At 65.5% G+C, this 19,542-nt stretch carries 17 protein-coding genes; 11 read left to right on the plus strand and 6 right to left on the minus strand.

Annotation, left to right across the window (positions count from 1 at the left end; translation table 11 throughout):
* Window positions 1–33: 33 nt before the first annotated feature.
* From C8J46_RS08750 to C8J46_RS08770, 5 genes are all read left to right on the plus strand, one after another.
* On the plus strand, window positions 34–261 hold the full coding sequence (locus tag C8J46_RS08750; RefSeq protein ID WP_055873230.1) for a F0F1 ATP synthase subunit C: 228 nt from the start codon (window positions 34–36) through the stop codon (window positions 259–261).
* A 54-nt stretch (window positions 262–315) separates the two neighbouring features.
* Complete coding sequence (locus C8J46_RS08755; RefSeq protein WP_132737615.1) at window positions 316–810, plus strand: ATPase; 495 nt, start codon at window positions 316–318, stop codon at window positions 808–810.
* Window positions 803–1,420 (plus strand): hypothetical protein, encoded by a 618-nt coding sequence (locus C8J46_RS08760; protein WP_132737618.1) that lies wholly within the window; start codon window positions 803–805, stop codon window positions 1,418–1,420. Before C8J46_RS08755 ends, C8J46_RS08760 begins: the two co-directional genes overlap by 8 nt.
* A 210-nt stretch (window positions 1,421–1,630) precedes the next feature.
* Window positions 1,631–1,951 carry an SMR family transporter gene (locus tag C8J46_RS08765; RefSeq protein WP_132737620.1) on the plus strand — a complete coding sequence of 107 codons (321 nt, stop codon included), beginning with the start codon at window positions 1,631–1,633 and terminating at the stop codon, window positions 1,949–1,951.
* Between the two features lie 428 nt (window positions 1,952–2,379).
* Window positions 2,380–5,196, plus strand: coding sequence for a TonB-dependent receptor (locus C8J46_RS08770; protein WP_132737623.1), 2,817 nt, complete (start codon window positions 2,380–2,382; stop codon window positions 5,194–5,196).
* Between the two features lie 185 nt (window positions 5,197–5,381).
* On the opposite strand, the gene C8J46_RS08775 is transcribed toward C8J46_RS08770, so the two are convergent.
* A complete protein-coding gene (locus C8J46_RS08775; RefSeq protein ID WP_132738256.1) occupies window positions 5,382–8,129 on the minus strand; it encodes a [protein-PII] uridylyltransferase in 2,748 nt (915 codons plus the stop codon).
* 91 nt (window positions 8,130–8,220) lie between these two features.
* Between C8J46_RS08775 and C8J46_RS08780 the strand changes: the two genes are divergently transcribed.
* Window positions 8,221–9,510, plus strand: a complete 1,290-nt coding sequence (locus C8J46_RS08780; RefSeq protein ID WP_132737625.1) for a homoserine dehydrogenase — start codon at window positions 8,221–8,223, stop codon at window positions 9,508–9,510.
* 258 nt (window positions 9,511–9,768) lie between these two features.
* Here C8J46_RS08780 and C8J46_RS08785 read toward each other — a convergent pair whose 3' ends face one another.
* The 5 genes from C8J46_RS08785 to C8J46_RS08805 form a co-directional block, all read right to left on the minus strand.
* Complete coding sequence (locus C8J46_RS08785) at window positions 9,769–10,239, minus strand: hypothetical protein (protein WP_132737627.1); 471 nt, start codon at window positions 10,237–10,239, stop codon at window positions 9,769–9,771.
* A 26-nt stretch (window positions 10,240–10,265) separates the two neighbouring features.
* Window positions 10,266–10,685, minus strand: coding sequence for a hypothetical protein (locus tag C8J46_RS08790; protein WP_132737630.1), 420 nt, complete (start codon window positions 10,683–10,685; stop codon window positions 10,266–10,268).
* A 28-nt stretch (window positions 10,686–10,713) separates the two neighbouring features.
* Window positions 10,714–11,049 carry a hypothetical protein gene (locus tag C8J46_RS08795; RefSeq protein WP_132896124.1) on the minus strand — a complete coding sequence of 112 codons (336 nt, stop codon included), beginning with the start codon at window positions 11,047–11,049 and terminating at the stop codon, window positions 10,714–10,716.
* A gap of 55 nt (window positions 11,050–11,104) precedes the next feature.
* Complete coding sequence (locus C8J46_RS08800; protein ID WP_132737632.1) at window positions 11,105–11,536, minus strand: CoA-binding protein; 432 nt, start codon at window positions 11,534–11,536, stop codon at window positions 11,105–11,107.
* A gap of 98 nt (window positions 11,537–11,634) precedes the next feature.
* Window positions 11,635–12,585, minus strand: a complete 951-nt coding sequence (locus C8J46_RS08805) for an Mrp/NBP35 family ATP-binding protein (RefSeq protein ID WP_132737635.1) — start codon at window positions 12,583–12,585, stop codon at window positions 11,635–11,637.
* A 70-nt stretch (window positions 12,586–12,655) separates the two neighbouring features.
* On the opposite strand from C8J46_RS08805, the gene C8J46_RS08810 reads away from it, so the two are divergent.
* From C8J46_RS08810 to C8J46_RS08830, 5 genes are all read left to right on the plus strand, one after another.
* Window positions 12,656–13,792: a protease modulator HflK gene (locus tag C8J46_RS08810; protein ID WP_132737638.1), complete on the plus strand. Its 1,137-nt coding sequence runs from the start codon at window positions 12,656–12,658 to the stop codon at window positions 13,790–13,792.
* Window positions 13,789–14,655 (plus strand): protease modulator HflC, encoded by an 867-nt coding sequence (locus tag C8J46_RS08815; protein WP_243643288.1) that lies wholly within the window; start codon window positions 13,789–13,791, stop codon window positions 14,653–14,655. The genes C8J46_RS08810 and C8J46_RS08815 overlap by 4 nt, the downstream gene beginning before the upstream one ends.
* 102 nt (window positions 14,656–14,757) lie before the next feature.
* Window positions 14,758–16,314 carry a Do family serine endopeptidase gene (locus tag C8J46_RS08820; RefSeq protein WP_132737640.1) on the plus strand — a complete coding sequence of 519 codons (1,557 nt, stop codon included), beginning with the start codon at window positions 14,758–14,760 and terminating at the stop codon, window positions 16,312–16,314.
* 111 nt (window positions 16,315–16,425) lie between these two features.
* The gene (locus C8J46_RS08825) at window positions 16,426–18,069 is read left to right on the plus strand and encodes a helicase HerA-like domain-containing protein (RefSeq protein ID WP_132737643.1); all 1,644 of its coding nucleotides are present in this window, start codon (window positions 16,426–16,428) and stop codon (window positions 18,067–18,069) included.
* 171 nt (window positions 18,070–18,240) lie between these two features.
* A complete protein-coding gene (locus C8J46_RS08830) occupies window positions 18,241–19,485 on the plus strand; it encodes a M20 family metallopeptidase (protein WP_132737645.1) in 1,245 nt (414 codons plus the stop codon).
* Window positions 19,486–19,542: the final 57 nt, after the last annotated feature.

The following is a 19,542-nucleotide window of genomic DNA, read 5'->3' on the forward strand; positions in this document are numbered from 1 at the left end:
CAATACCTAACTGATTTTCAAGGGAGTTTTATCATGGACGCACAAGCAGCAAAGATGATCGGTGCCGGCCTCGCAGCGATCGGCATGGGCCTCGCAGCACTCGGCGTGGGCAACGTGTTCGCACAGTTCCTCGCCGGCGCTCTCCGCAACCCGGGCGCAGCCGACAGCCAGCAGGGCCGTCTGTTCATCGGTTTCGCGGCAGCCGAGCTTCTCGGTCTGCTCGCCTTCGTCACGATGATCATCCTCGTGTTCGTCGCCTAACCACTCGCTGAATTGGCCGGGCGACCGCGCCCGGCCGTTTCACGAAGGACCGACATGCCCCAGATTTCCCAGATAGCCGCTACCTACGCCTCGCAGATCTTCTGGCTGCTCCTAACCTTCGGCATCCTGTATTTCGGGATCGGCAAGGGAATGGTGCCAAAGATCGTGTCCAACGTGGACTCGCGCGAAGGCAAGATCGCCGGCGATCTGGCGGCGGCGGTCGCTGCCCGTGCGCAAGCCGATACGGTCCAGGCGAACTGGCAGGCCGAAATGGACGCGGCGCGCGTCGCGGCGCAGGCCGAGACCGCGGCAGCAGCCAAGCGTGCGGCGACCGCGTTCGAGCAGCAGGTCCACGCGGCCGACGCCGAACTCGCCGAGCGTCTGGGTCATCACGATCTGGCGGTAGCCAACGCCAAGGCCGAGGCACTCTCGAACTTGCAGGGTGTCGCCGCCGAAGCAGCACAGCAATTGGCCGCCAAGGTCGCCGGCCTCCAGGTCAGCCTGGACGCGGCAACCGACGCGGTACGCAGGACGACGGCGCATGGCTAATCCAGATTCGGCCGCAAAGGTCATCCACGGCGAGGGCATGGCGCCCGAGGGTGCGATCGACAACCAGGGCCTCCAGGGTCACACCACTGCGCCCGGCGGCGTCGAGCATGTGCCCGACCCGACCGCGCTCGGCCTGACCTCGACCGGCTGGGTCGCGGTGGCGATGATCGTCGTCATCCTGCTGATGGTCTGGAAGAAGGTTCCGGGCATGATCGGCAAGATGCTCGACACGCGCATCGCCGGCATCCGCACGCAGCTCGACGAAGCCAAGGCGCTCCGTGCCGAAGCCGAAGCGATCCGCACCGAGTACGAGGCGAAGGCCAATACCGCGCACGTCGAAGCCGAAGCCATGAAGGCCCACGCACATCACGAAGCCGCGGCGATCATCGCCAAGGCGAAGGCTGGCGCCGAAGACTTGATGGCCCGCCGCGCGAAAATGGCCGAGGACAAGATCGCCGCCGCCGAACGCGCCGCAATCGCCGAAGTCCGTGCCCGGGCGGCGGATGCCGCGGCGAAGGCTGCCGGTATCCTGATTGCCGAGCACCACGACGCCGCCGCCGACCGCATGATGGTCGACCGCTCGATCTCGGGCCTTAGCCGCCTGAACTAAGCGAGCTAGGGCGGCGATCTGCTCACCTGCTGTTCCCCCGCGAAGGCGGGGGGCCAGGGTTACAAGCGTAATCCTATGGGATCCTGGACCCCCGCCTCCGCGGGGGAACGAAAAAGCGCCTAGCGCGCTAAACCTCTCCAATATTGACGGCCGTCTCTTCCCGGGTTTCCGGCGGCCGAGTCTCCAATCTGAGCCCGTTGGAGAACAACCATGTCCTGGCTCATCCTTGCGGTCGCCGTTGTCACTGAAATCTGCTGGGCGCTCAGCCTCAAATGGGCCGCCACCATCGCCACGTGGCAGGCCTCCAGCGTCCCGATCGTCCTTAGCTTCGTCAACATGGGCCTGCTCGCGCTTGCGATGCGCGGCCTACCCGCCGGCACCGCCTATGCGATCTGGACCGGCGCTGGCGCGATCGGCGTCATCATCGGCGGCGTCATCCTGTTCGGCGACAAGGTCAGCGGCATCCAAGCCTGCTTCATGGCGCTGACCGTGGTCGGCATCATCGGCACCAAGGTCTTCGCGCAGGCCTGACATACCGCGGGGGCGCCCAGGAAGGCCTTCTGCCTGTCCATCTGTCTGGGCCGCCACTGCAGTACGCAAGGCGGCCTTGCGGCTATCCCACACGACTCGACGAGGTGCGTCCACCGAGCGAAGCGGCGGCGGTCGGATAATGCTGCCTGCAAGACTCGGCGCTGGGCCTGCGTAAGATTCGTCGGGGGCGGCCGTTCGAGAGCGATCAACGTCCTGGTCTTCCCATCAGCGCATGCCGACTCATCCACCTGAACAGTTGCGATTTGAAACTAGGGTTTGCTGTCTGCCACTATGTGGCGGTTTGGAGACACAATGTTCAAAAATCGGTTTCCGTATGCGGAAATTGCTAGACGCGAACAGCGTAAGGCCTCTACCTAACGTCCAAACCATAAGTTCGAAAACATTCGAACACTCAGGAGAGAATGCCGATGCGTATGATCGCATATCTGTTGTCCGCCGCAGCAACCACGGCGATCGTCGCCCCGGCATTCGCGCAGGACGTCCCGACCTCGCAGCCCGAAGCGCAGGCGACCGCGACGACGACGTCGGGCACGGCGGCTGGGTCGGTTGATGCGGGGCAAACCCCGGTCGCCGCGGCGCCAGTCTATTCGGGTAACGCCAGCGACATCGTCATCACCGCCACCCGTCGTTCCGAGCGGCTGTCGAACGTGCCGATCGCGGTTTCCGCGGTCGGTTCGGCAGCGCTGGAGAATACCGGCGCGAATGACATCCGTCAGGCCACCCAGCTTGTCCCCTCTCTGCTGATTTCCTCGACTGGCAGCGAGGCCAACGCGTCCGCCCGCGTTCGCGGTATCGGCACGGTCGGCGACAACCCGGGCCTTGAGAGCTCGGTCGCGGTATTCATCGATGGCGTCTATCGCAGCCGCACCGGCTCGGGTCTCAACGACCTCGGCGAAGTCGATCGTATCGAGGTTCTGCGCGGTCCGCAGGGTACGTTGTCGGGCCGCAACGCCACGGCAGGTTCGATCAACATCCTGACGAAGCTACCGTCGTACAAATTCGGTGGCTATGCCGAGGCGACCTACGGCAACTACAACAACGTTCGTATAGCCGGCGGGCTGACCGGCCCAATCATCGCAGACAAGCTCGCGTTTCGCCTCGACGGCGTGTTCGGCAAGCGCGACGGCTATTATTACGACGTCGTCAACAAGACCGATTACAACGATCGCAATCGCTATTTCGTCCGCGGGCAGTTGCTGTTCGAGCCCTCGTCCGACGTTACCGTCCGCCTGATCGGCGACTACACGCACCGCGACGAGAAGTGCTGCGGCGCGGTCTACATCAACACCCAGGAAAAGATCGATCCGACCCCGGGCGTCCCCGGCGATTTCGCTATCAATCCCGCGGGCAACCGCATCGTCCAGGTCATGCAGAGCATGGGTGCGGTTTTCCCGAGCGCGGGCGATCCGTATAATCGCCGCATCGCCAACTCGCCCGGCCGCGCCTATTCGAACGTCACGACCGATTACGGCGGCTCGGGCCAGATCGACATCAACCTCGGCGGCGCCTCGCTCACCTCGATCACGGCATACCGCGAATACAAATCGGGTGGCGCGGGGGATATCGACTACGGCAATCTCGACATTGCCTATCGGCCCGATGACGGTAACAGCTTCCGCCAGTTCCACACCTTCAGCCAGGAAGTCCGCCTGAACGGCTCGCTGTTCAACGACAAGCTCGACTGGCTGGTCGGTGGCTATTACTCGAAGGAAGACCTTGTCGTTGCCGACAATCTGAAGTTCGGCACGCAATATGGCGCGTTCGCCGCTTGCCGCATCGTCGCGACGATCAATCCTGCTGCGGCACTGCGTAACCCGGCCAACCCGGGTTGCCTCAGCGCAGCCGGTCGCGCGGTGTTGTCAGGCCAGGTGCCCGGCACGACGCCAGCCTTCGGTGCGCTGACCAACACGGTGCTCGCCGGCATCGATCGCCTCAGTACCGTCAACAATGTCGGCGACGTCCGTTCGACCTATTATCAGGACAGCGAGAACTACGCGTTCTTCACGCACAATATCTTCAAGCTAACCGACAAGCTGTCGATCACCGGTGGCCTGCGCTACACGCATGAGGCGAAGGATTTCCACGGCGACTTCAACAACAACAACGCAGTCTGCCCGGTCCAGCAAGCCAATCTCAGCCCGCTGCTCGCCAGTGCGGCGGTCCCGGCGGCGGTCAAGACGCTCGTCGGCGGCATCGTCACGCTTACCTGCACAGGCAACTCGACGACTGCGCTCAATGGCCTCGATCTCAATAATGGCTTCAAGGAAGGTGAGTTCACCGGCACCGGCGTGATCTCGTATAAGCCGCGGACCGACACGTTGCTGTATGCGTCCTACTCGCGAGGCTACAAGGCGGGCGGCTATAATCTCGATCGTTCGGATTTGACGGCCAACGTATTCTCGTCGCCGACCAATGCCAGCGCCGCCAATTTGCGGTTCGATCCTGAGACCGTGAACGCGTACGAGGTCGGCCTGAAGTTCACGTCGAAGGATTTCACCTTCAACGTCGCGGGCTTCCGTCAGGAGTTCAAGAACTTCCAGCTGAACACCTTCAACGGCACCAACTTCATCGTCCAGAACATCAGCACCTGCGATACGAGCCTGAACGGTGCGGATCAGGATGCGAGCTCGACGACCGGTGCTTGCACGGGGAAGACGAATTACGGCGTAATCTCGCAAGGTTTCGAGCTTGAAGCCGGGCTGTTCCCGGCGCCGAACTACTCGGTGAACCTCGGCTACACCTACACGAACACGCGCTTCCGCAACAATCTGGTTGGTACCGAAAGCGGCCAGCCGCTCGATGCCGCGCTGTTCCTGCTCTCGGGCAGCAACCTGTCCAATGCGCCGAAGCACACCGTGACCGCGTCGACGGCATGGACACCGGATATCGGCCATACCGGGCTAACCGCGTTGTTCTACGTCGATGGCCGTATGACCAGCGACTACAACACGGGGTCGGACCTGTTCCCGGAAAAGGCACAGGACGGCTTTTTCCTGATGAACGCCCGCGTCGGCATCCGTGGGCCGCAGCAGAAGTGGGCACTCGAGGTCTGGGCGCAGAACCTGCTCGACACCAACTACCAGCAGGTTGCGTTCAACGCACCGTTCCAGGGGGCGGGCAGCCAGGCGCAGACCCAGGCGTTCGGCACGACCGCAAACCAGATCTTCACGTCGTATCTGGCCGAACCCCGCACCTACGGCCTGACGCTCCGCTCGCGCTTCTGATCGGAGGGTTAGGGTAGGAAAAAGCCGGTCCGCACATAGATGCAGGTCGGCTTTTTCATGTCTGTTTCCTCCCCTGCAAGGGGGGGCAGCGCGTAGCGCTGACGGAGGGGGCGCTGCGCTCGATAGCACGATACCCTTCCGTCGCTTGGCGCCACCTCCCCTTGCAGGGGAGGATGAGAAACGCCCTACGCCGCCAAATCTATCTCTTCCCCCGCCGCTGCTGCCAGCAACCTGCGCTCCAAGGTTCTCAACCGAGCAGGCTGGGTGATCCGGTCTCCCGTGAGGTCGGTGATATAAAACGTATCCACAGCCCGCTCGCCATAGGTCGCGACATGCGCTGAGTGGATCGTCACCTTCGACTGGAACAGCGCATTGGCGAGCTGGTTGAGCAAAGCTGGCCGATCGCGTGCATTGACCTCGACTACCGTGAACCGGTTCGACGCCTTGTTGTCGACCAGCGCATTGGGAACGATGTCGAACGCCTCGGCGCGCGTCCGGGGCAGGGGTTTTGCCACTAGCCGATCGGCGAGCTTGCCGCGATTGGCGAGCGCGTCCTCGATCGCGGTCTTCAGGCGCGACAACTGGCCGGTTTCGTCGAACGGCCGCCCGAACGGATCCTGCACGAGGAAATTGTCTACCGCCATCCCGTCGCGCGTGGTATGGATTCTCGCGTCGATGATGTTGCCGCCAGCGACATGGATGGCCCCGGCGATACGGTAAAACAGCCCGGGATGATCGGCCGCGTAGATCGTCACCAGCGTCGCGCCGCGCCCCGGATAGACGTGCGCGTCGATCGCGAGTTGCGCCTCGCCGGTGTTGGCGAGGAAACGCGCATTGTGCGCGAGCACGTCCTCGGGTTCGGCGATCCAGTACGCTTCGGGGAGACGGTGGACGAGCGTTGCAAACGTCGCTTCGTCCCAGCCGAGCGCATCGCGCAGATGCTCCTGCTTGGCGGCGATGCGCTCGGCACGCCCCTTCTGCTTGTGACCGAGGCGAAGGACCTCTTCCGCCGCTTCGTACAGATCGCCGAGCAACTGGCGCTTCCAACCGTTCCACACGCCTGGCCCAACCGCGCGGATGTCGACGATTGTAAGGGTGAGTAGCAGCCGCAGCCGCTCCGGGCTCTGCACCACGTCGCAGAAATCGAGGATCGTCTTGAAGTCGCTGAGATCGCGCTTGAACGCGGTCGCCGACATCAGCAGATGCCAGCGCACCAGCCACGCGACCGTCTCGGTCTCGGCGGGCGTGAGGCCGAAGCGCGGACATAGCCGCTGGGCCACCTCCGCGCCCAAGATCGAGTGATCGCCGCCACGTCCCTTGGCGATGTCGTGCAGCAGGACCGCGACATACAAGGCGCGCCGCGACACGATCTGTTCGAAGATCGCGCTGGCGAGCGGATGCTCCTCCTTCAGCGCACCGCTCTCGATCCGCGCGAGCAGGCCGATCGCGCGGATGGTGTGCTCGTCGACCGTATAGTGGTGGTACATGTCGAACTGCATCTGCGCGACGACGCGTGCGAAATCGGGCACGAACCGGCCGAACACCCCCGCCTCGTTCATCCAGCGCAGCACGAGTTCGGGATCGCGCGGGCTCGTCAGCACGTCGAGAAACAGCGCATTGGCGGTCGGGCTGGTGCGCACGTCGTCGACCAACTTGGCATCCCGCGCCGCGGCGCGCATCGCCAGCGGATGGATCTCGACGCCGTGCTTGTCGGCTAGCTGGAAGATTTCGATCAGGCGTTCCGGATTGGCCTGGAAGAAGTCGTCGCTCGGCAGCGCCAACCGTCCGCGATCGAGCACGAAGCCATTGAGCTTCCGCGGCGAACGGCGGATTGTCGGCAATCCGAAGCGCCGGCCTCGCGCTGCGAACTTCTCGTCGAGATGCGCGAGGAATACGCCGCTGAGCGTGCCGACCGTCTTTGCCTGCAGGAAATAGAACTGCATGAACCGCTCGACCTTCGACTTGCCCGGCCGGTCGGAGAACCGCATCCGGTCGGCGATTTCGCGTTGCAGGTCGAACGTCAGCCGATCCTCGGCGCGACCGGTGATGCTGTGCAGGTGGCAGCGTACCGCCTGGAAGAAATTGTCGGCGCGGTGGAACAGCCGGTATTCGGCCTTGGTGAACAGCCCAACCTCGACCAGTTCGGCGGCGCGTTGGACGTCGTAGATGTATTTGCCGATCCAAAACAAAGCGTGAAGATCGCGCAGGCCGCCTTTGCCCTCTTTGACATTGGGTTCAACGACATAGCGGGTGTCGCCCATCTTGCGGTGGCGCGCGTCGCGTTCGGCGAGCTTGTCGGCGATGAAGGTGCGCGCGGTGTCGGCCTGGACTTCGGTCTTGAACCGGTGCGACGCCTGTTCGTACAGCTCGGTGTCGCCGCAGACGTAGCGCGCTTCGAGCAGCGCGGTGCGGACGGTGACGTCGGCCTTCGCCTGGCGGACCATCTCGTCGAGCGAGCGGCTCGACTGGCCAAGCTTCAGCCCAAGATCCCATAGCGCGTACAGCATCGACTCGATCACGCGCTCAGCCCAGGGCGTCTGCTTGCCGGGGGTGAGAAAGCCGATGTCGACGTCCGAATGCGGCGCCATTTCCGCACGGCCATAGCCGCCGACCGCGATCAGCGTCAGGCGCTCGCCGATCGTCGGGTTGGGCAGGGGGTAGAGCCGCTGCGTGGTGAAATCGAACAGGATGCGGAGCAGCGCGTCGATCAGATACGCCTGCGCGCTCGACGCTTCCAACCCGCGCGACGGATGTTCCACGAGGCGGCGTTCGACCTCGACCCGGCCTTTCTCGAGTGCGGCCTTCAGCAGCGTCGTCGCGTCGCGGCGGAGCGCAGTTGCGTCGACGCCTTCCAGCGCAGCGATGGTTTCGGCGACGGCGCGGCGATCGATGATCGTGCGACGGTTGGGGAGGTGATCGAAGCGGCCGGACATGACGCCCAGATAGGGGCGCAACGCCGATGCGTCATCAGGATTGCGCAAAACGTCTGTGAAACGTAACCGGACGCGCGAGTGGAGGACGAAAATGAGCGAACCATTGCGCGTGGCCCTTGCGGGTCTGGGAACCGTTGGCGGCGGTGTGATCCGATTGCTGGATGCCAACCGCGAGTTGATTGCGCGGCGGGCAGGTCGCGAGATCGAGATCGTCGCGGTCTCTGCGCGCGATCGCGGCAAGGATCGCGGCGTCGATCTGTCGCGGTTTGCCTGGGTCGACGACACGACCGCGCTGGCGAAACAGCCGGGCGCGGATGTCGTAGTCGAGCTGATCGGGGGATCGGACGGACCGGCGCTGACTCTCGCGCGCAGCACGCTGGGGGCGGGGCGGAGTTTCGTCACCGCGAACAAGGCGATGATCGCGCATCACGGGCTCGAACTCGCGCAGGCTGCGGAAACGGCCGGGGTCGCGCTGAAGTTCGAGGCGGCGGTCGCGGGGGGCATCCCGGTTATCAAGGGGCTTCGCGAAGGCGCCGCGGCAAACGAGATCGCCCGCGTGTATGGGATTCTCAACGGGACGTGCAATTTCATCCTGTCGAAGATGGAATCGGAGGGTCGCGACTTTGCCGAGGTGCTTGCCGAGGCACAGGCGCTCGGGTTTGCCGAATCCGATCCGAGCTTCGACATCGACGGTGTCGATGCGGCGCACAAATTGTCGATCCTGGCGGCCGTCGCGTTCGGGACGCAGCCGGCGTTCGACGACGTTGCGATCAGCGGCATCCGGCATCTGCTGGGCGCGGATATCGCCGAGGCGGCGGCCTTGGGCTATCGCGTGCGACTGCTCGGTCTGGCCGAGGCAGGCGCGGACGGGTTGTTCCAGCGCGTGCATCCGCATCTCGTGCCGATCGATCATCCGCTCGCGCACGTGACCGGATCGCTTAATGCCGTCGTCGCGGAAGGCAATTTCGTCGGTCGCCTGCTGTTCCAGGGTGCGGGCGCGGGTGATGGCCCGACCGCGAGCGCGGTGGTGGCCGACCTGATCGACATCGCGCGCGGGGAGTTCGGCCCGCCATTCGCGATGCCGGTGGTGTCGCTTACGGCGGCGCCGAAGGCGGACAGCGGCGAGCGGCGGGGGCGTGCGTATTTGCGGTTCACCGTCGCGGACCGGGTCGGGGTGCTGGCGGAAATCGCGGCGGCGATGCGCGATGCGGGGGTCTCGATCGAGAGCCTGATCCAGCGGGGGGCGATTGCCGATGGCAGCGTGCTGGTGGCGATCGTGACGCATGAGAGCCCGGAGCGGTCGATCGCGCAGGCGCTGGAGAAGCTGCGCGGGTCGCAGAGTCTCGTGGGGCAGCCGATGTGGATGCATATTCTGGATTGAAGGGGCGGTAATGACTGCCACTCCCGTCTAAAAGCGACCACCCCGGCGAAGGCCGGGGCCCAGTTGGAAAGGTCGCAGTAACGGCGCGTGCGCTTCGTTAGCTTCGTCCCCTAACTGGGCCCCGGCCTTCGCCGGGGTGGTGGATAGCAAAGCAGCCTCCACCTTGTTCTCCGCGAAGGCGGGAGTCCAGACTCGGTCCCCGCCTTCGCGGGGAAACACGTGGAGGTCGGTCGTGCTGAAGTGACGCGCTGCGCTACCTTACTTCACCGGCTCATCCAGCACGATCGGCACGCGGTTCGACTTGTCTGGCTTCTTTCGAAACTGCCGCCCGACGTCGCGCACCAGCGCCATGGCGTCCTTGCCCTCGTTATTCTCGCAGCAGCTATGCGGATCGATCAGCGCGCCGATGCCGCGGATCAGCACGACCGGGACCGTGAACAGGTCGACGCCCGTGCATCCGCCCGGCGGACACACCGGCCCGCTATTGTCGAGCGCCGCGCGCGGATCGCCGGTCGGCTGGCGCGGGCGATCCTGCGGCGGGCGTTCGCCGGGCAGTGGCAGACGCTGCTCGGATGTGCCCTTGCCGCCGCAGACGATCACCTCGGTCGGACTCGAACCGGGGCAGGCGGGCGGATTGAGGATCGACCAGCTCTGCGGCGGCGGCGCGACGATCGGTCTCGCCGGGGGTGCCGATGCGGCGACTTGCAGCAGTACCAACAGCAGGATCATTGTGCGCCCCCGTTACGTCGCTTCACCTAGTTCACGGTGCCGACGGGGCCGTCGAGATCGATCGGCACGCGGCCGGTCTTGTCGGGCTTTTTCGCCAGCGCGCTCTTGATCAATCCTACCGCAGCCTTCGCGATCGGGGCGATCGGTGGACCGAAGCCGACCTGGCATCCTCCCTGTCGGGCGGCGCACGGTGTATCTGACAACTCCAGCGCGCGGACGGCGGTGAGGTTGGGGTTCGAGGCAACCGCGTGGTCGGGCGGGCCGCGATCATCGCGCATCGGCAGGCGAGGGGTCGTCGTCGCGGACTTGCCGCAGACGACCACTTCATTGCCGTCCTGCGTCTGCGTGGCGCACGGATCGACGAGGATCGAGAAACGCTCGGGCACGGGCGGCGCAACCGGGGCCGCGGCCACCTGAAGCAGGGCAGATAGAAGTACGGCGATCATACTGGATTCCTATGGCGCGGCGCGGGCCTTACGGCGCGGGCTTGCGGAACGATGTGCCGCCTTCGCCGCCGACCGTCATGGTGACGCCTGCCATCCCGCCGCCGACCTGGAAGGGGCTGAGATCGGCGAGCGGCGAGGTGCGGTGGAGCAGGCGGGTGCGTTCGTCCCTGAGGCTTTCATGCTTGGGATCACCCGCGTCATGGACGACGAACGGCACGCGAAATCGATCGGCGGTCCGCATGCCGCAGACCGTTATGTCTGTCGCATCGACACTGGTCGGGCAGGGGCGCTCGGCGGCCATACGCGCCTTCGCGGTCGCCATCAGCGGGTCTTCGATCAGTATCGATAGCAGCATGACCAGCATCGGCATCTCCCGGACTGACACGCAGACTGGCCGCGATCGTCCGAAGGAGCAAGCGTCATTGCTCGATCTTGGCGACTCCGAGTCGGGGAATGTCGATCGCCGGGCAGCGGTCCATCACAACTTGCAGCCCTGCAGCTTCGGCGCGCGCTGCCGCTTCTTCGTTGATGACGCCGAGTTGCATCCACACGGCCTTTGCACCCGCCGCAATCGCCTGGTCGACCGCTTCACCGGCTGCTGCCGAGTTACGGAAGATGTCGACGATGTCGATCGGGTCGCCCAGCTGCGACAGGTCGCGGAAGACGAACTCGCCGTGGACATGCTCGCCGGTGATCTGCGGATTGACCGGGATCACGCGGTAGCCGTGCGCCTGAAGCTTGGCCATGACACCGTAGGACGGGCGATCGGGGCGGTCGGAGGCGCCGATCATCGCGATCGTCCTAGCACCTTCGAGCAAGGCCTTGATATCGGCATCGGCGGTCAAGGGCATCGATGCCTCCAATGAGGGAAACCTGGTCCGCTCGTACCGTGGCAGAAGGCCACTCGGTACGACCGGTAATCACACAACGTAGATCAGGCCCGCGAGTTTCACAGTTTTCCGAGCCATGCGACGACCTGAGCCGCAATCGGCATGAACACCGTATCGTTGGGATTCGAAGCCGGCGGCGTGCCCGCGTCAGACGCCGTGCGGATCGAGATCGTCAGCGGCACGCGGCCGAGGAACGGGATGCCCAGTTCGCGCGCCGCCGCCTCGGCGCCGCCATTGCCGAACGGGTCCGACGCTTCGCCGCAATGCGGGCAGATATAGCCGGCCATGTTCTCGACCAGACCGATGATCGGGATGCCAGCCTTCTCGAACAGGTCGATCGCGCGGCGTGCGTCGATCAGCGCGAGATCCTGCGGGGTCGAGACGATCACTGCCCCCGCCGGCCGGTATTTCTGGACCATCGTCAGCTGGACGTCGCCGGTGCCGGGCGGGAGATCGAGCACCAGCGTATCGGTCACGCCCCAGTCCGCCTCGACCAGTTGGCCGAGCGCGCCCGCCGCCATCGGCCCGCGCCACGCGATCGCCTTGCCCGGCTCGACGAGCTGGCCCATCGACAGCAGCGGCACGCCGTACGGGGTCGGGACCGGGTCGAGGACCTTGTCCTTCGCGGTTGGGCGCGTGCCCTCGACGTTCATCAGCCGCGGCTGCGATGGCCCGTAGATATCGGCGTCGACCAGCCCGACGCGACGACCCGCGCGCGACATCGCGATCGCGAGGTTGGCGGCGAGCGTCGATTTGCCGACGCCGCCCTTGCCGCTGGCGACCGCGATCAGCCGGCGCGTCGAGCGTTCCGCGGTCACCGCGATCCGCACTTCGGACACACCGGGTTGCGTCGCCGCCATCCGCACGGTCGCCTCCAGCGCATCGCGCGCCTGCGGGTCGAGCCCGGTCGCATCGATGATGATGCCGGCTCGCGCGCCTTCCATCCGGACGGTTGCCCGCTTGCCTGCCACTGCGGCAACCGCCGCCTTTACGCCTTCGATGTCGATCATGCGGGCCAGATAGGGCCGCTAAGGCCGCTTGGCACTGTTTTTCCGCCGCCGCACACCTATAAAGGTTGGTATGACGATCTTCTCGCGCTGGTTCCGGCGCCCCGATATCCTCGCCACCGAAACACCGAAAGGCCCCTGGGGCGGCTCGGGCGACGACGGTAATAGCGGCCCTCGCAATCCCTGGGCGCAACCTCCGGGTGGCCGCAGGCCTGCTGCCAAACCGACCGCGCTCGACGAGTTTCTGCGCAAAGCACGCGGATCGGGCGGCGGCGGTAGCGGCGGCAATGGCGGCTTCGGCGGCTTGCCGTCGGGCGCCAACGCCCGCGCGCTGTGGGCGATCGGCGTCGCGATCATCGCGGTCGTCTGGATCCTGTTCACTTCGGTCCACCAGATCGGTCCGCAACAGCGCGGCGTCGTCACTTATTTCGGTAAATACGCCGGTACGCTCGATCCGGGCGTTCGCCTGACGATGCCCGCACCGATCGCCGACGTGACGGTGGTCGACGTGCAGAAGATCCGCACCGACAATTTTCCCGTCGGGGATGGCGAGAACCTGACGCTGACCGGCGACCAGAACATCATCGATCTGGCGTATTCGGTCCGCTGGGATATTTCCGACCCGCGCGATTACGTGTTCCAGCTTGCCGAGCCGAACGACACCGTCCGCGCCGCTGCCGAGAGCGCGATGCGCGCGGTGGTTGCTACGACGACGCTCGATCAGGCGATCGGTACCGGTCGTACCACGATCGAACAGCGCGTCGCCGAACTGACTCAGCAGATCCTCAACGACTATAAGTCGGGCGTCCGTATCCAGGGTGTTGCGATCAAGCAGGCCGCAGCACCTGCGCGGATCGTCGAGGACTTCAACGCGGTCACCGCCGCGCAGCAGGAGGCGATCGCCAATCTCAACCAGTCGCGCTCCTATGCGCAACAGGTCGTGGCACGCGCGCAGGGCGAGGCCGCGTCGTTCGACAAGGTGTATGAGCAGTACAAGCTCGCGCCCGAAGTGACGCGTCGCCGCATGTATTACGAGACGATGGAGGCGGTGCTCGCCAAGAGCGACAAGACGATCGTCGAGACGCCGGGCGGGGTGGTGCCGTATCTGCCGCTGTCGAACGCCAAGCGCTTGCCAAACCCGGAGGCTGTCCAGTCTACGCCAGCTCCTGCCGCGGCGGCGGCTGCCCCCCAGTCTGGAGCCGATCAGTGAACGCCGTGAGTTTCCGCAATCCGATCGTCGCCGGCATCGTCGCGCTGCTGCTGGTGATCCTCGCCGCATCGACCTTCGCGATCGTCCCCGAGACCAAGCAGGCGGTAATCCTGCGCTTCGGCCAGCCGATCCGCACGGTCAACGCGTGGCAGCCCAACACCGCGTTCGGCCAGACCGGTGCGGGCCTGATCGCGCGCATTCCGTTCGTCGACCGGATCGTCTGGATCGACAAGCGTGTGCAGGATCTCGAACTCGACAACACGCTGGTGCTGTCGACCGACCAGCTTCGGCTCGAGGTCGATGCCTATGCGCGTTACCGGATCGTCGATCCGCGGAAGATGCGGAATGCGGTCGGCAGCGAGGATCGGATTCCCGATCAGCTGCGCCCGATCCTTGGTTCAGCCTTGCGCAACGAACTCGGCAAGCGGCGCTTCGTCGAACTGCTCAGCCCTGAGCGGTCCGAGCTGATGGACAACATCCAGAGGGGTCTCCAGCGCGTCGCCAGCCAGTATGGCGTCGAGATCGTCGATGTCCGCATCAAGCAGGCGAACCTCCCCGTCGGTCTGCCGCTCGAAAGCGCGCTCAAGCGCATGTCGAGCGCACGTCAGCAGGAGGCGATCACGATCCGTGCCGAAGGCCAGAAGCAGGCGCAGATCGTCCGTGCGCAGGCCGATGCGGATTCGGCGAAGATCTATGCCGAGAGCTTCGGCAAGGACGCCGACTTCTACGACTTCTACCGCGCGATGCAGTCGTATCGGCACACGTTCGGCGCGGATGGCGGTACGCCACCGACTGGTTCGACGTCGATCATTCTTTCGCCGAACAACAGCTATCTACGGGAATTCGAGGGCCGCGGGCGTTGAGCCTGCGGAACCTTTGAACCCCTGTTCATATTCAAGCATCATTCAGGACGGTGTGGCTAAGCGCCACCTGTTTCGATTGATGAAACGAGAGGACAACATCTAGTGCGTTACGCCTACGCCATTACCAGTGCTCTTCTCCTCGGCGGCGCGACCGCGACGCTCGCGCTCCAGCCGAGCGGTGCGCAGGTCGCGCAGAACGAACCCGGTGCGATCCAGGCTGTTTCGCCGAAACCCGGCGCGCCGATGAGCTTCGCCGACATGGTCGCGCGGCTCCAGCCTGCGGTCGTCAACATCTCGACCAAGCAGACGATCGTTCAGAAGCAGCAGGCCAATCCGTTCGCGGGTACGCCGTTCGGCGACCTGTTCGGCGGCATGGGCGGCGGCGGCCAGGGCGGCGCGCCGGTGAAGCGCGAAGGCGCCTCGCTCGGCTCGGGCTTCCTGATCTCGCCCGACGGCTATGTCGTCACCAATAACCACGTGATCTCGCCGGGGGCGCAGGGCGCCACGGTCGATTCGATCACCGTGACGCTCAGCGACAAGAAGGAATATGTCGCCAAGGTCATCGGCAAGGATCAGGAATCGGATCTCGCGCTGCTGAAGATCGACGCGGCCAACCTGCCGTTCGTGAAGTTCGGTGATTCGAACGGCGCCCGCGTCGGCGACTGGGTCGTCGCGATCGGCGAGCCGTTCGGCCTCGGCGGCACCGTGACCGCGGGTATCGTCTCGGCGATCAACCGCGTCACCGGCCAGGGCGGCGCGTATGACCGGTTCATCCAGACCGACGCCTCGATCAACCAGGGCAACTCGGGTGGCCCGATGTTCGACCTCAACGGCAACGTGATCGGCGTGAACTCGCAGATCTTCAGCCAGTCGGGCGGCAATATCGGCATCGGCTTCGCGATCCCCGCCGCCGTCGCCAAGCCGATCATCGCGACCTTCATGAAGGGCGGTACGATTGAGCGCGGCTATATCGGTGTCCAGCTCCAGCCGGGTGGCACGATCAATGAAGATACCGCCGCGGCCCTCGGCATCGCCAAGAACCAGGGCGAGCTGATCAACGACGTCACCGCAGGCGGCCCGGCGGCGAAGGCCGGCGTGCGCGCAGGCGACGTCGTGACCAAGGTCAACGGCCAGGTCGTTACCGTCGACCAGTCGCTGTCCTACCTCGTCTCGAACGTGAAGCCCGGCCAGACCGCGCGTCTCGATATCCTCCGCAACGGCAAGCCGGTGGTCGCCAACGTGGTCGTCGTACCGCGTCCGAGCGCCGACAAGCTGGCCGCGACGCTGGGTGGCGATGCGCAGGGCTTCGGCACCGACGACGGTGATGACGGCGACGATTCCGCCACCCCCGCCGCACCGACGGCAGGTGCAGCGCTCGGGATCGGCGTCCAGCCGCTGACCCCGGCGATCGCGCAGGCTGTCGGTGTCGAGACGAACACGCAGGGCGTCGTGATCGCCGTGGTCGCACCGACCAGCGATGCGTTCGGCAAGCTCAAGCGCGGCGACGTCATCATCTCGGTCAACGGCACGCCCGTCCGCACTGCGGTCGACGTCCAGAACGCGGTCAACGTCGCCAAGGCCGCTGGTCGTCCGCAGGTCCTGTTGCAGGTCAAGCGTGGCCGCAGCCCGGCGCAGTTCCTGCCGGTCAAGATCAAGTAATCCACGACCGACACGACTGATGTGAAAGGACCGTCGCTCACCCGAGCGGCGGTCCTTTTTCTTTGCGGCGCGCGGGGTTAGGGTCTGCGCCGGATACAGAGGACGAGACCCATGACCGACGGCATCTTCATCGGCGCGAGCGTGGACGGCAAGCCGCAGACGCTGGAGTTGAAGCGCGCCAACCGCCACGGCCTGATCGCGGGCGCGACCGGCACCGGCAAGACGGTGACGTTGCAGGGGATCATCGAGGGCTTCTCGGCGAACGGCGTGCCGTGCTTCGTCGCCGACGTGAAGGGCGACCTGTCGGGGCTCGCGATGGCTGGTTCGCCGACCGCGAAAACGCATGCGAGCTTCGCCGAGCGCGCCAAGGCGATCGGAGACGATAGCTGGGCCTATGCCGACAATCCGGTGCAGTTCTGGGACCTGTTCGGCGAGCAGGGCCATCCGATCCGCACCACGATCAGCGAGATGGGGCCGCTGTTGCTGTCGCGATTGATGGACCTGAACGAAGTGCAGGAAGGCGTGCTGACGATCGCCTTTCACGTCGCGGACAAGGAGGGGCTGCTGCTGATCGACCTCGACGATCTCCAGGCGATGCTGACCGAATGCGCCGGCCGCGCGGACGAGCTGACGGTGACGTACGGAAACGTTTCGAAGCAGTCGATCGGCGCCATCCAGCGGTCGTTGCTCCAGTTGCGCACGCAGGGTGCGGAGAATTTCTTCGGTGAGCCTGCGCTGGAGATGAACGATTTCATCGGCGTGGATGACCGGGGCAGGGGCATCGTCAACATCCTCGCCGCCGACAAGCTGATGGCCTCGCCGAAGCTCTACGCGACGTTCCTGCTGTGGCTGATGAGCGAGCTGTTCGAGCATCTCCCCGAGGTCGGCGATCCGGACAAGCCGGTGCTCTGCTTCTTCTTCGACGAGGCGCACCTGCTGTTCGACGAGGCGCCGAAGGCACTGTTGGAAAAGATCGAACAGGTGGTTCGCCTGATCCGCTCGAAGGGCGTGGGCGTGTACTTCATCACGCAGAACCCGATCGATATTCCCGACACGGTCGCGGGACAGCTTGGCAACCGGGTGCAGCATGCGTTGCGCGCGTTCACCCCGCGCGATCAGGCGGCGGTGCGCTCGGCGGCTGAGACGTTCCGGGCGAACCCCGGCGTCGACGTTGCGACGATCATCACCGAGCTTAAGGTGGGCGAGGCGCTGGTGTCGCTGCTTCAGGCGGATGGCGCACCGACCCCGGTCGAGCGCACGTTGATCAAGCCGCCCGCGTCGCGCGTCGGCCCGATCACGCCGGCGGAGCGGAAGGTGATGATCGAGACCGACGCGGTCGGCGCCAAATACGATACGCTGGTCGATCGGGAGTCGGCGGAGGAGTTGCTGGCCGCGAAGACGCAGGAGGCGAGTGCTGCTGCCGCTGAGGCCAAGGCGACGACCGAAGCGGAGAAGGCTGCGGCCGTGCAGGCAAAGCTCGATGCGAAGGGGGCGAAAGAGGCGGAACGCGCGCGCATCGCGGACCAGCGCGAGGCGGATCGCCAGCAACGTGAGGCCGACCGCGAGGCGGCCAATTCGCCCTGGACCAAGATGGCATCGTCGGCGACGCGCGCCGCCAGCTCGTCGATCGGCCGTCAGGTCGCCAACGAGATCGGCAAGCAGGTCTTCGGCACCAAGTCGCGCCGGTCGTCGTCGAGCGGTGGTCTGGTCGGCACCGTCCTGCGCGGGGTGTTAGGCGGCCTCTTCCGGGGCTAGACTGCCAGCATGATCGGGGGGCTGCCCCCCCAAACGAACACCACCCCGGCGAAGGCCGGGGCCCAGTTGGCAAGGTTGCTGTAACGGAGCGTCGTCCAACGTTACCGCTGTTCCCCAACTGGGCCCCGGCCTCCGCCGGGGTGGGGCTCAAATGCTAGACAGGAGTTCCCAATGTCCCTCGATTTCGAATCCACCACCGACTGGGCCCCGACCGACTGGACTGCCGTCGGCGAGGACAGCCTCGACGACGCGATTACGCTCCGCCGCGCGATCCACGCCGATCCCGAAGTCGGCCTCCACTGCCCGCGCACGTCGGACAAGGTGAAGGCAGCGCTCGCCGGCCTCCCGCTCGAGATCCGCGAAGGCATCTCCACCACCGGCTTCGTCGCGATCCTGCGCGGTGGCCGCGCGGGCAATGCCGGCGGCAACGGCCGCACCGTCCTGCTCCGCGGCGACATGGATGCGCTGCCGATGCAGGAGGAGACCGGTCTCCCGTTCGCGTCAAAAATCGATGGCGCGATGCACGCCTGCGGGCACGACTCGCATACCGCGATGCTGGTCGGCGCGGCCAAGGCGCTGTGCGCTCGACGCGACGAGCTTCCCGGCACGGTCGTCTTCATGTTCCAGCCCGGCGAGGAGGGCCATCACGGCGCCCGCCATATGATCGCCGATGGCCTGCTCGACTCGCCGTTGCCCGAGGCGGGCTTCGCGCTGCACATCTCGCCCAACATGCCGATGGGCCATGTCGTCAGCCGCGCGGGCACGTTGATGGCCTCGACCGACACGCTGCGCGCTACGATCACCGGGCGTGGTGGTCACGCGGCTATGCCGCACGACTGCCTCGATCCGCTGCCGATCGCCTGTGAGATCGTTACCGCCTTGCAGACCTACGTCGCGCGCCAAGTGGCGGTCACCGACCCGGCGGTGCTGTCGATCACCAAGCTCAACGCCGGCAGCGCGCACAACGTCATCCCGTCGACGGTCGAGATGCTCGGCACGATGCGGACGCTGTCTGAGCGCACGCGCGAACAGGTTCGCGCCGCGTTCATCCGCATGGTCGAGGGCATCGCCGCCGCGCACGGCGCCGTCGGTACGCCGACGATCGAGGAAGGCTATCCGGTCACTGTCAACGACGAACGCGCCACCGACCTGCTGAAGGCGTGCGCGACCGCGATCGGTGGCGAGGGCGCGTATCAGGTGATGCCGCCGATGATGGGCGCGGAGGACTTTTCGTACGTCCTCCAGAAGCTGCCCGGCGCGATGGCGTTCATCGGCGCGGCGCCCGAGGGCAGCGATCCGCGTACCAACCCGCCGCTGCATAATACCAAGATGACGATCGACGAGCGTGTGATGGCGCATGGGATCGCGATGCACTGCGCGGTGGCGGAGCGTTTTCTGGCGAACGGGTTCGACTGAGGGCGGTCCTGTGGGGACGAATGCTCGTCTTACGTCATCCTGACGACAGTCAGGACC

Origin of the sequence: Sphingomonas sp. PP-F2F-A104-K0414 (genome assembly GCF_004340945.1) — a bacterium.
Lineage (GTDB): Bacteria > Pseudomonadota > Alphaproteobacteria > Sphingomonadales > Sphingomonadaceae > Sphingomonas.